Origin of the sequence: Phocaeicola coprocola, assembly GCF_041333015.1 — a bacterium.
GTDB classification, from domain to species: Bacteria; Bacteroidota; Bacteroidia; order Bacteroidales; family Bacteroidaceae; genus Phocaeicola; species Phocaeicola coprocola.
This window is the reverse complement of record NZ_JBGKGM010000001.1, coordinates 1157412-1170372: the sequence shown is the minus strand read 5'-3', so window position 1 is coordinate 1170372 and position 12961 is coordinate 1157412. Positions and strand designations below refer to the sequence as shown.

Genomic DNA, 12961 nt, shown 5'->3' with positions numbered 1-12961 from the left:
ACTTGTTACCTAAAGAAAACTAAACTTCTAGCTGTGATAACGCATATGCATAAGCACCTCGCATGATAGAGCAGCTTGCTCCTTCACGGCTACACATCACTGCAATGCGTTTCGTATTATTATAGGGTACTTTAATTGACGTTCCGGGAATCAAGACCTCACGATGTTGATAATCCAGAAACTTCTTTCTGTCCATTTCATCTTCCCAGTTATAAACTTCCATCTGCAAACATGGGAATTGCTCTCCTGAAAACATTGATAATGTAGCGCGCAGTTCATTTACTAAAGCCGGTAATATATAGTGAGAAGCACCGGCTAGTCCACCACCTATTACTACTAACCCATCTACAATATTCAGTGCAGATGCAATTGCACTTCCAGCCATTTCTCCTAATTCCTGAAAACTAGCTATTGCAGCCTTCTTATCACCTTCCTTTATACCTTCAGCAATTTCATAGATATCTTTAGGAGTCAGATCGGCATCCTGTACTCCTGACAATTCACGATACACTCTTTTAACGGCACGAATACTGACACTTTCTTCTGCAAGCATTGAAGGATACTTCTTGTTACGCATCAGCCAAACGTCCCCTCCACAGCCATTATCTCCTGTCAACAATCTGTTATCTATTACAACCCCAGCTCCAAAGCCAGTACCTAACGTTATTCCCAGTAAATTTTTATATTTCCGGTTATGCCCCATTGCCTCCAATTCTCTATTTACCATAGGAAGAGCTCCAGATAAAGCCTCACCATAAGCAAACAGATTTCCATCATTTTCTATATAAACAGGAATGCCATAATGATGTTGCAAAAATGGACCAAGAGCTACTCCCTGACGAAAAGAAGGGAAGTTAGGCAAGTTTCCACCTATCACTCCATTTTTATAATCTGCCGGACCCGGGAAGGCAAAGCTGATTGCAACAGGAGGTGTATCCAAGCTTTTAATTACGGCATCAAAACCAGCCACTAAAGTGGCTAGGCATCTATCCAGATTGTCCGAGCAAGAAGGCATACAAACTGGCGAAACAATCTGAAGATTGCCCCTGATGGCAGAAAAAACAAAATTAGTTCCTCCTGCATCAAGGGTCAATACTATTCGTTTGTCATTTTCGTACATATTTTTAAGGCTTCTTTAAAGGTTTATTACTCTGTTTTTCTACTATCAGAAGCGTACATAAGCTTTCACTGTCACACACTCCTTACCTTCTGACAAACCATAAGGACGGATAGTATATTCACCTACACAAGCCGGAATAATAAAGGTTTCAGCATAATGTACTACAAATGGCTCGAATGAATGAGTAGGACTTTCTACAATAGCCTCCTCTCCTTCCAATAGATTGAACACATTCACACTGTTGTTAGTATGGTGCAATACAGGAACAGAGAACCGATGACGACGGGTTTCAATAAACTCATTTTCATGCAAACCGGTACGTTCTTCCATCCAACCTTCACCTTCACCTATCAAGGTCACATGGTTACGAAGTTTTTCATATACATAATCCGTATTTCTATTCCAATTGATGACATGTTTTCCACGTTCTACATTTATTGGACGAGGTTTTCCGTCAAGTCCCAAACGCTGCCAGTCCCAAAGTTTGAAAGTAAACAGATTGGGAGTTGAACTGATTTCAAGTACCATACTGTTTGAACCAGAACAATGAATTGTTCCTCCAGGTATCAAGAAATGGTCATGCTTTTTGGCCGGTATCTTGTTTACATACTTTTCAGCATCGAACACGATTTCACCACGCTGTGCCCTGCGTAAATCCTCTATCATAGCCTCACGGTCTACTCCATTCTTTACACCTAAATAAACAACAGCATCTTCTTCTGCATCCAGCAGATAGTAGCTTTCGTCCTGTGTATAGTACATACCGAAATTCTCGCGGATAAACTGGGTTGTAGGATGTACCTGCAAACTTAAGTTTCCACCACCTATTGTATCCAAGAAGTCGAAACGTATCGGAAAGTCTTTTCCAAAACGTGCTTCAACAGGCTCTCCAAGTAATTCTTTACTTTTCAACAATACCAAATCAACTGAAGGTAATTCAAAGCGTACACCATTTACTTCAAAATAAAGGCTGTTTTCCTCGGGCACACAGTCGAAGCACCAACCGTAATTTTGCTTACTGCGGTCCAAATCACATACCTCCTTCATCCACTGTCCTCCCCATGGCGCCGGATCAAAGAAAGGAACAACACGGAAAGGTTTCGTAGATGTTTTCTCAATGCCTTTAAAGAAAGTTTCACGATCAATCATTTTAGGCTGTCCTGCAATATGAGTATCCAACCAAAAATCTACCTCATGAAACAATGAATCTTTATAACGATCGCATACACGCCAATCATTAAAATATCCTCTTTTATATTGGAGCGAAACAGCTTCATTACGATTGTCTATACCTAAAGCTTTTACTTCATGACGACGAAAACGTTGCTGAATTTCCCAACGGGCCATATCCACATACACAAGCGTTGCTTCAGGGGCAACCATATGCGCTCCTGTACCTAACACAATAACAAGCTTATTGCTTTCACTGACTTTTTTTTGTGCAGCCGCCAGCTTTTCACTATCAAAATAATCCGCCAAGCATAAATTGGTTACATAGCCAAACAACACATCATCAGTCATAAAGCGTTCTGTCATTTCAGCTATAACCTTCTCATCTTTATACAATTCATTCACCAGAATAATTTCTGCCGGCTGAAGTAAAGAAAGCTCATCTATAAGTTCTTTTTCATACACCCCAGTATAGCAGTCGACTGCTAATACAGCTTTTTCAGACAATTTGGATGCAAGAACACCACGTATCTCACCCCATCCTTGAAAGATATTCCCATCAATTACCGTAGCAGGATATTTGTCATAATTCGGTTTTCTCATAAACAATTTATTATTTGTTCATACATATTATCATTTTGTGCAAATATAAAAATAATATTTTATAATCAAATAGAATTAATAGAAAAAATTCATCTTATCGAAATAGAATAAAATTATAGAACAGAACTATACGAACGCATACATATTAGATAAATCAATTTAATTATCAATAAATTACGCATAATTAAACTATAATATACCAAAAGTATAAAAAAGAAAGCAGGAAAAAAATATTTGTCCATATGTAACATAGAGTGTTCAAACAATACAATAAAACGTGCAATATACATATTCTATATTCTCATAAAATATTCATCTATTATCATTAAAAAGAAACCCGTCATCGGATATAACCGATGACGGGTAAGCTAGTATCAAAAACAGTATTCAAATAAACATTACCAGTATATTTTGATAAATTTACTTTCCCAAGGTTTTAATTTCAAAGCAGCTTGTTCACCTTTAACTGTTTCTCCAACAACATCACATACTTCCACTTTTTTAATATTCACAATATCCGAAGAGAAAGAAAGGTCTACCATTTTACCTCCAATCTCCCTAAGTTGCAACATAACAGCCTTTTCATTTTCAACAGGGGTCATATTTACTAATAAAACATTCTCTGAATTTATTCTCAGAATATTTTTCACCTGATTAGTTCCATCATTTCCTTCTCCAGCAGGTAACACTCTAGTCAGGAAAGGAATTCTATTAGACCACGCAAATTTTGTTGCATATTCCAAAGAAGAATCTTCAGAAGAATTTATAAAATAACTCCATTGCATTTCTCCTACCTGATCTGCATTAAAATTCGTAACCCAATAATTATTCATTGGCCATGAATACATATTAGTAGACTGAGGAACCGCTCCAGCCTGATAACGTCCTGTATTAATTGCTCCGAACTGCATCAGAGGTATCTCCTGACTACACATGACAACTTGTGAGTGACTATTTCGCGCTGTTGCAAAATTCTGCACTGTATACCAATCATTAGACGAACCTTTTATTTGATCAACACCTGCTTCTATATTTCCACCAGGAACATCTAAGAATATTTTTCCATTTTCAATCTGGTAAGGGAAAGAAACATATACTGCTTCCGGATCGATTACAGATTTTTTACGCAAACGATAAAGTACTTCTATTTTTTTCTCTACATTGTATATACGGAACTCCACCATTAAATTATCTTCCCCAATGCCGGCAGAAGTAGTTGCACGGAAGCGATAAGTATCCCATATTTCTCCTTTTTCAAACTGTTCAAAACGGATTTTTTCCGGACTGCGACGTAAAAACTGAGGAGCCTGATATTTCTCCATAGGATGACGACTGTCTATAATTTCATAAACAAACTCACCCAATTCCCACTTTGCATCATCTGTCAGCAAGGAACAATTAAGTTCTTTGTCGAATAAATGTTTAATTGTTCCACGCTGCAAATTAAAATCAACCGCATACCAATCATTTTCTATATGTGTATCGGCTAATTGTATTGTCCGTTCAATTACAGGACGAGGAGCATCTTTTACTTTAATAAAATAACGTTCGCAACCTAAAGCTGGAACATTTCGCACATACAGATACCAATATGTACCATCAGAACGAACTTCTCCTGCCTGAGCCGGAACCTTATTACCAGCAGCGTCTACAATTTCAAAATCTTTTTCTTTCGGTAGTATCTGGTGATCAATATACACCTTAGCGACTCCACTATAATCCCAGTTTAAAGTATTAAAAACAGCAACAGACGGAAGCTTCGCCTTAGGAGTAAATGACTGAAGTAACCCCATAACAGTTTCTCCCAACAATCCAGTATACCGATATGCTTCCCATGCATACGATTGCTTTAACGAACGCTGTTCCCATGTTTCCAATCCATAAGGATTACGTACACTCTCACTATGTCCAAACGTATGTTCATCATAAAACAGCAAAGCATTATTAATTCCTGCAATCTGCTTATTTATATCAGTAGGCAATTCTGCTCCCAACATTTTGGCAAAAGATAAACCTACTTGATTAGCAATCACATTTGAGTGAGTGATACGAGATACAGCAGCCTCACGAGCACCAGAAGCAAAACCGTCCGTCCACCAGTCGGGCCATGCCCCACGAATTGTCTGAATTTTATCCGCATACTGTGTTTCTACCGTTTTTATAAACTCTGTGGCAACAGCCGTTCTCAATTTAGGCCATTCATATTTTTCATTCCAACGCTTTACCATTTCACAGCTTTTGGTTGAAGGAGGTGCATTGTCTGTAAAATATCCTGAATGTTGAGCTGCACAAATATCATACGGGTAATGTTTATCTTCTAATTGCTTCAGATACTCCAACACCTTAGTTTCAAACGACTCAAAATCGTCATTGTGAATTCCGAAAAAGTTTCCCTGATTATAATGCTCTGCACGATAAGCCAGCATTTTCTTTCCTGAAGGAGATTCCCACCAAAATACGGTCGGCTTATCAAAACAAATCAGAGCACGATGTCCATGGGTCCCCATATTCAAATATTTCACTCCCGCATCAGCAAAATATTCACTAAAGCACCAGCCGATACCATTTACATCATCTTGCATCGCCAACTCCGCACGCATTCCATGCTGACGGAACTGCTTAAGAGGAGCCAATGATGCAGCCAAAGTTTGCTCATCTGGCAATTCGTCAAAATTAAGATACATCGTAGCAAACTCGATACGCCCCTCTTTGACTCTTTGTTTCAAGCGCGCAATCTGCTCCGCCGGACGGCATTTTAAATATTCGCTGACAGCCCATGAAATTTCACAAGTCCAACGAAACTTTGCCGGCTCCGGATAATTATCGGTAGCGTCACAATAATCCAGTGCATAATCAATATAACGTAAATGTTCCGTCAATATTTCCATTTGAGAACGGGTATAGCCAATGTCTGTGTGTGTATGTTGCACCAGATTCATTTGCCAATGACGGACCGGATTTATCTTTATAGGTTCAGTATAAAGTATTTCCCTACCTTGCTTCACAGTCAATACATCTTCCTGTGCTTGACTTACCTCTGGAATTTCTATATAAAAATTATTCTCTCCGGAATGTAATTTCACCTTTTTAGTAACTTCACCCAACTTGAAGAACTATAGGCTCAACATCACCTTCATGCACAATGTTTATCCAAACTCGCTGCTGTAAACCACTATCCGACTTATATAAAGCCGGAAGAGATGTGATTTCCACATTTTTTATCACTAAAGATGCTATTGCTGGAACAGACATTCCCAACCATATCACACCTGCTCCTAATAATCGTCTTATATTCATATAAATACTATTTTATCAGTTTACTTTTTCACAAGCAAACACTATTAAATTTAAGCGATGGTTTTTAATAATTATCCTTTGGAGAATTCCCCATCTGAATATCCAAACGTCCACCTTTTACAATTTCAGAGAATGGGATACGAGGTTCGTGCAACTGTTGTCCATTTAAAGAATATTGCTGCACATAAGAAGTTCCCTTTTCATTCCCTGAAGTCGTGATAACGAACTCTTTTCCTGAATAATATTTATCGCTTAAACGAATAGTTACTTTATCAAACAGAGGAGCTCCCAGAGCAAAAGAAGGATTCTCATCCGTCAGTCCTTTCACATCAAACAGTCCAATAGATGAAATCACATACCACGCTCCTAGTTGTCCCTGATCTTCATCCTGACCATATCCATATCCATGAATACCATCTGTGCCATAAAATTCATTCAAGATTGCACGAACCCATTTCTGTGTCAGCGACGGGCGACCAGATTCATTAAAAAGCCACGAGATATGTAAGCAAGGCTGATTACCCTGATTATATAAAGTTTGTAATCCTGCAAAAGCACCGACTTCTGTTCCACCACTAAAAATCTTCTTTTGAGAAATCGTAAAGATACTGTCCAGACGTAGATTAAATTCATCTGCACCCATTTTAGCCACCAAGCTTTTTACATCGTGCGGCACATAAAAAGTATATTGCCAAGCATTGCCTTCCTGAAAACCTCGCCAAACCTGCATAGGGTCAAAATTATCTACAAATTTTCCATCTGCTTTTTTCGGACGAATAAAATTGCATGAAGAGTCATAAAGGCGTTCCCATCCTTTTGACAAATCCATCAGCTGACTATAGTGAGCTTCATCACCTAACTGCTTAGCCCACTGTGCAACAGCCCAGGCACTATAAGAATACTCCAACGTATGTGATGCTGAAAACATAAAGGTTTCATGATAGCCTTCACCTGTATCCTGATGAGGAACATATCCATACTTGACAAACTCTGTCGTATTTACTTTTCCTGCTCCAAAAGGTCTGTTCTTACCTTCCAACTCATTTTTTAGACATGCTTCATAAGCTGTTTTCGTATCAAAGTCACGAATTCCACATTCATAAGCGCCAGCTATAATCGTACTCAACAAATTAGTTCCTACACCAGAAACATAACGGTTATTAGCCAATCCATCAGCAAGCCAACCAGCATCTTTATATGCCTGCAAATGGCTGCTTATATATTCTGACATATATTCCGGATAAGCCAATATCCACAGCTGAGACAAGTTCCATTGGGCTCCCCATGCGGCATCTGTATTATAAATATTATATAAAGGAGTACCTTCCTTCATAGGTAACTGCCCCACAGAACCATCATTCCGAGGATAAGCTCCATTTACATCGCTTGCCAAACCACGCCCCAACAAGGCGTGATAAAGTCCGGTATAGAACTTCACTTTATCTTCCCTACATTCCGTTTCAACCCGTATGCGTCCTAAATAGTCCTCCCAAGTAGCTTGTGCACGTTCTTTAGCACGATCAAAGTCTAAATCTGAAGCTTCTTGCTGTAAATTTAACCTGGCATTTTCGACTGAAGTATATGATAAGCCTATCTTAGCTGTTACGATTTCCTGATTTTCTGAAGCAAAAGAAAAATACATGCCAGCTCCTACACCTTTTGACTCACGAACACCTGACTGTTGGACATTTCCATTATATGCACCATAATCGAGCGGTTCTTTGTCAAGTACAGCGGAAAAATACAAAGGTACAACTGCTCCTGGCTGGTATTTCTTTACATATTCAGGCTCTGTTATCACCCATCCTTCAACTGTTCCATCCTGATTATAAACTACATAAGCATCCTTAACAGCTCCACTTTCTCCCTGCCGATTACCTATATTAAATAATATATGTTTTTCCTGACCTTGCGGGAAAGTAAAGCGTTGAAAAGCAACACGCTCTGTAGCTGTCAGCTCTGCCTGAATCTGATAATCATCCAACAGTACTGAATAATATCCTGGCTTAACCACCTCATTTTCATGACTGAAACGAGAACGATATCCCGTCTTAATAGTATCAGAAGGCAATCCTGGCACAGTAAGCAGTTCTCCGACAGTTGGCATCAACGATATTCCTCCAATCTGAAACTCATGCAAACAAGGAAAACCTTCAATAGTGTTATCACGATAATCATATCCAGTAGCCTCCCAACCGGACTTATTTCCAAGACTACCATTAGTAGAAGGAGCAGGTTTTGCCATACCGAATGGCATTGCTCCAGGTGCAAAATGAAACCAACGACAATGAGCCGTACCAATACGTGGCTCTACATACTGAGATAAATTTTCTACAACGGTGTTTTCTTCATTTTTGCAAGAAAAAAATGAAAATACCCCCAAAAACAAAAGAAAAACTTTTTTCAAACTAATGTTCATGTGTCTATTCATTTATTAAATTTAATTGCCTACAAATTGATTTTTCTCATAATCTCAACCTTAATTAAGGTTCATAAGGCTACTAGAAATTACATACTTGTTCATACATAACATATATTGTGCAAATATATAAATAAGATTTTACATCCAACAATAGTTTAAGAAGTTTTTTTCTATTATATTTGCAGAAGAATAAAACTATCGCACATATGAAATTAGATCATGCCAGCAGCAAACCCTTGCATGTGCAAGCTGAAGAGATACTTCGAAAGCTTATTGAATCAGAGGAGTATAAAAATGGGAAATTTCTTCCTAACGAAGTTGATTTATCCGAAAGATTAAATATTTCGCGCAATACACTCAGACAAGCTATCAATAAATTGGTATTTGAAGGTTTGTTGATACGCAAAAAAGGTGTTGGCACAAAAGTTGCTCAAAAAGGCATAGTAGGCGGAGTAAAAAATTGGTTGAGCTTTTCACAAGAGATGAAGATGCTCGGTATCGAAATACGTAATTTTGAACTTCATATCAGTTGGAAAAAACCATCAGAAGAAATTTGTAATTTCTTCAATATTGATCCTGAGCATGCAGTAAAATGTATTGTACTAGAAAGAGTAAGAGGAAAGAAAGAATATCCTTTCGTATATTTCATTTCTTATTTTAATCCTAAAATACCACTTACAGGAGAAGAGGATTTTACACGTCCTCTATATGAGTTACTGGAAAAAGATTATGGCATTATTGTAAAAACCAGCAAAGAAAAAATATCTGCAAGTCTGGCAGGAGAACGCATAGCTGAAAAACTCGATATAAAAACAACAGATCCAATACTAATTCGTGAACGCTTTGTATATGACGTCAATCAAGTACCTATAGAATATAACATAGGTTACTATCGCGCAGACAGTTTCACTTATACAATAGAAGCAGAACGGTAATTTTACAGTTACCAACACTATAGTCTTCTAAAATTACGTTCTGGAAAGTAATTTTTAGCTGAATATCAAGACACCCTATTAATACAAATAGCCGTATCATTAATTTGATGCGGCTATTTCTTTATTTGAGAATTACGGGCTAAACTCCCAATAATCATTTTAGTATATCCTTCTCTTTATCTCAAACGCTAATATTTCTTTATACCTATGATTGATATAGGAAAAAGCCAGACTCTTTAATCAATATTCTTAAACTCAGTCAACTCTCCAGTCTGCGAATCAATGATAAATCCACGGACAGTGACATCCTTAGGTACTAGTGGATGATGCTTCACCAAATGAACACTTCCTCTGACAGACTGTTCCACATTATCGAAGCCACTCAACCAAGAATGTAAATCAACATTGCAATACTGCATCATTTCCAATTGTTCATCAGTTACCCCGTGTTCCTTAATATGCCGGAGCATTACCTTACTATCCATGTGCTGTGCACCACAATCTGTATGCCCAATTATCATCACCTCTTCTACCCCAAGTTCATAAATACCCACCAGCAAACTACGCATTACACTTCCAAAGGGATGAGTTATCGTACCTCCAGCATTTTTTATCATTTTTACATCACCATTTTTCAATCCAAGAGCAGCCGGAATCAATTCAACCAAACGGGTATCCATACAAGTGACAATAGCAATCTTTTTGTCAGGATATTTATTCGTTAAATACTTTTCGTAACCTTTTTTCCCCACAAATGCACGATTGTATTCTAATAGTTCGTCTATCATAATTTTTATTTTATACTGTTGTATTGCAAAAATAACGAAAAAACTCCCAGAAAGAAGGCGGAAAAGTTAGAAAATTTATACAAAGTCTTCCATTATATCACCAAGACATTTTCCATAAGATTTCATCCTATTTTTTAGGGATTATGGGAAACACTTATTAGCATACTGTCAAACAAATCATTATCTCCCAAATATCAGGAATAAAAATTCAATATAAGATTTTCAGATTACATCACTTAGTAGATGCATTATAGTTAAACACTGCCATAAAAGGCAGTATTTGCAAAAATCCTAGAAACCATCAACGTACAAATTACTCCACACAACTCTTAAAGAACTCACAGCTCTTATTTATCCAAAAACTCAGTGCAAAACAAATATATATAGAACTCAAGACCCATCGTAATATAATCAAACTACTCTTCTTCAATCTGCTCTTTGGGCCAATTCACTAAATAAAGAATGTCGGTTGCACGAGTAAAGGCTGTATATAGCCAACGAAAATAATCTGGAGTAAGCATTTCTTCCGTCATATAACCCTGATCAATAAATACACGCTGCCACTGCCCTCCTTGTGCCTTATGACAAGTTACAGCATAAGCATATTTTACTTGAAGTGCATTATACCACGGATCTTCCTTTATTTTTTTCATCCGTTCACGCTTAACGCTTATATCACTATAATCCTCAAGCACTGCATGAAACAGACAGTCGCTCTGTTCTTTTGTCAAGGCAGGAGAGTCAGAATGCAAGGTGTCTAATAAAATCTTTACTTCCAGTTCTAAATCTCCATAATCTGGAAAACATAAAACAACATCAGCAAAACGAAAACCATACATTTCACGAATCCGACGAACACGACGAACAACAGCAATATCCCCATTCGCTATAAAATCCAACTCTTTACACTCCGTCCCCCAATAATAATTATTTTTAGCCACCATCAACAAATCCCCTGTGTTCAGTTCATCTTCCCTATATAATATGGTATTACGTATCCCTTTATTATACAAATTAGCACGTTTGTTCGAACGACAGATAATCATCGTTTCGTCCATTCCCACTTTATCATAGCACTCATTTATAGCATCAATCAACTCTCCTCCAGAAATAGTTTTTATATCAGAAAATCCTTTTAGCCTGATCTGGGGCAAAGAAAAATACTCTTCTTCGGCTATACACCGACGAAGCAATGTTGCATTATACAATATTCCAGAATCTTGTCCCTGGCGTACTACCGTTGTCAGACAATGTTCCATAACCTCAAGGCCATATCCTTCGAGCATAGGTACAGACAATGCAGGGCTTTCCTCTTCACCTACCGGAGGCAGCTGTGCTGTATCTCCTATCAGCATTAGCCGGCATCCCTCTCCTGAATAAACATATTGTATCAAATCATCCAACAAACGTCCGGATCCGAACATGCCCCCTGAAAGTCCCTCATTGGCAATCATAGAAGCTTCATCTACAATAAACAAAGTATGCTGATGCAGATTGGAATTTATAACAAAGTTATCCAGTTCATTAGAAAAGCTACGCTGACGATAAATCTTACGATGAACAGTATATGCAGAATGCCCAGCATAATGAGAAAAGACTTTAGCAGCCCTACCGGTAGGAGCCAATAATACACACTTCTGTTTCAACTGGTCAAGCGTCTTTACCAACGCGCTGACTAAAGCAGTTTTACCTGTTCCAGCATAGCCCTTCAGCAAGAAAATAGTATCGCTTTTCGGAGAAAATAAGAAATTTATAAAAGATTCAATAGTAATTTCTTGCTCACTTGTTGGTTTATAGAAAAAATTTCGTTTAATTTGCTGCGATAAATCATTATTTAACATAAATATCCTATAAAAAGTTCATATAACTTTGACGTGGTTCAAGTTATTTATTTTATTTTTGCGCTACGAATATAAACTAAAAAAACAAATATTATCATGAAAACAGTTATTAATCTTGTGTTAGCTGCCTGTGCCGTTGTTTTGGTATACATCTGCTACGGTAGTATTATGGGTCCTATCAATTTCGACAAAGAGAAAAAAGTCCGCGAAGACGCTATTATTGCACGCTTAATCGATATCCGTAAAGCACAGCAGGAATATCGTACAGTACATGCTGGTGCATATACTGCAAGTTTCGATTCTCTTATCGACTTCGTAAAAACAGCAAAATTACCGTTCATTATGAAAGTTGGTGCTTTGACTGACGATCAGTTGAACAACGGTATGACTGAAAAGAAGGCAATGGAATTGATAAACAAAGCTAAAAAGACTGGTAACTGGAGCGAAGTAGAAAAAGCTGGTTTACAGAACTTCCGTCGTGATACTATGTGGGTAGCTGTAATGGATACAATTTTCAGCAAAGGATTTAATCCTGACTCATTGTCTTTCGTTCCTTATGGAAACGGAGCTAAATTCGAAATGGCAATCCGCAAAGATACTACTAAGTCTGGTGCACCATTGAACTTGTTCCAGGCTCAAGTTTCTTATGATGTATATCTGAGCGACTTGAACAGACAAGAATTAATCAACTTGAAAGATACTCAGGAAAAACTTGGCAAATATTGCGGTTTGAGAGTTGGTGATATCGAACAGCCTAATAACAACGCTGGTAACTGGGAATAATT

The 12961-nt window shown here is 37.7% G+C and carries 9 protein-coding genes; 2 read left to right on the top strand and 7 right to left on the bottom strand.

All coding sequences use genetic code 11. The features are described from left to right. Positions 1–19 precede the first annotated feature (19 nt). The 5 genes from ACDG22_RS04895 to ACDG22_RS04875 form a co-directional block, all read right to left on the bottom strand. Positions 20–1120: an ROK family protein gene (locus ACDG22_RS04895; RefSeq protein WP_022125074.1), complete on the bottom strand. Its 1101-nt coding sequence runs from the start codon at positions 1118–1120 to the stop codon at positions 20–22. 45 nt (positions 1121–1165) lie between these two features. After that, positions 1166–2893, bottom strand: a complete 1728-nt coding sequence (locus ACDG22_RS04890; protein ID WP_022125073.1) for a class I mannose-6-phosphate isomerase — start codon at positions 2891–2893, stop codon at positions 1166–1168. A 398-nt stretch (positions 2894–3291) separates the two neighbouring features. After that, the gene (locus ACDG22_RS04885; RefSeq protein WP_270230735.1) at positions 3292–5976 is read right to left on the bottom strand and encodes a glycoside hydrolase family 38 N-terminal domain-containing protein; all 2685 of its coding nucleotides are present in this window, start codon (positions 5974–5976) and stop codon (positions 3292–3294) included. A gap of 13 nt (positions 5977–5989) precedes the next feature. Further along, complete coding sequence (locus ACDG22_RS04880) at positions 5990–6190, bottom strand: hypothetical protein (protein WP_007568452.1); 201 nt, start codon at positions 6188–6190, stop codon at positions 5990–5992. Between the two features lie 64 nt (positions 6191–6254). Further along, entirely contained in the window at positions 6255–8609 is a 2355-nt protein-coding gene (locus tag ACDG22_RS04875) for a GH92 family glycosyl hydrolase (protein ID WP_227994683.1), read from the bottom strand. A gap of 209 nt (positions 8610–8818) precedes the next feature. Between ACDG22_RS04875 and ACDG22_RS04870 the strand changes: the two genes are divergently transcribed. After that, the gene (locus ACDG22_RS04870) at positions 8819–9547 is read left to right on the top strand and encodes a GntR family transcriptional regulator (RefSeq protein WP_007568448.1); all 729 of its coding nucleotides are present in this window, start codon (positions 8819–8821) and stop codon (positions 9545–9547) included. A 236-nt stretch (positions 9548–9783) separates the two neighbouring features. On the opposite strand, the gene ACDG22_RS04865 is transcribed toward ACDG22_RS04870, so the two are convergent. Together ACDG22_RS04865 and ACDG22_RS04860 are read right to left on the bottom strand one after the other, a co-directional pair. Then, positions 9784–10335, bottom strand: coding sequence for a beta-class carbonic anhydrase (locus ACDG22_RS04865; protein ID WP_007568446.1), 552 nt, complete (start codon positions 10333–10335; stop codon positions 9784–9786). Between the two features lie 416 nt (positions 10336–10751). Beyond that, entirely contained in the window at positions 10752–12176 is a 1425-nt protein-coding gene (locus tag ACDG22_RS04860) for an ATP-dependent DNA helicase (protein WP_270230736.1), read from the bottom strand. A gap of 96 nt (positions 12177–12272) precedes the next feature. Here ACDG22_RS04860 and ACDG22_RS04855 point away from each other — a divergent pair, with 96 nt between their 5' ends. Beyond that, complete coding sequence (locus ACDG22_RS04855; protein WP_007568442.1) at positions 12273–12959, top strand: hypothetical protein; 687 nt, start codon at positions 12273–12275, stop codon at positions 12957–12959. The last annotated feature ends 2 nt before the right edge of the window (positions 12960–12961 follow it).

Coding starts and splice junctions, on each gene's coding strand:
- ACDG22_RS04870 (WP_007568448.1), top strand. CDS start 8,819: ATGAAATTAGATCATGCCAGCAGCAAACCCTTGCATGTGCAAGCTGAA.
- ACDG22_RS04865 (WP_007568446.1), bottom strand. CDS start 10,335: ATGATAGACGAACTATTAGAATACAATCGTGCATTTGTGGGGAAAAAA.
- ACDG22_RS04875 (WP_227994683.1), bottom strand. CDS start 8,609: ATGAACATTAGTTTGAAAAAAGTTTTTCTTTTGTTTTTGGGGGTATTT.
- ACDG22_RS04880 (WP_007568452.1), bottom strand. CDS start 6,190: ATGAATATAAGACGATTATTAGGAGCAGGTGTGATATGGTTGGGAATG.
- ACDG22_RS04855 (WP_007568442.1), top strand. CDS start 12,273: ATGAAAACAGTTATTAATCTTGTGTTAGCTGCCTGTGCCGTTGTTTTG.
- ACDG22_RS04895 (WP_022125074.1), bottom strand. CDS start 1,120: ATGTACGAAAATGACAAACGAATAGTATTGACCCTTGATGCAGGAGGA.
- ACDG22_RS04890 (WP_022125073.1), bottom strand. CDS start 2,893: ATGAGAAAACCGAATTATGACAAATATCCTGCTACGGTAATTGATGGG.
- ACDG22_RS04860 (WP_270230736.1), bottom strand. CDS start 12,176: ATGTTAAATAATGATTTATCGCAGCAAATTAAACGAAATTTTTTCTAT.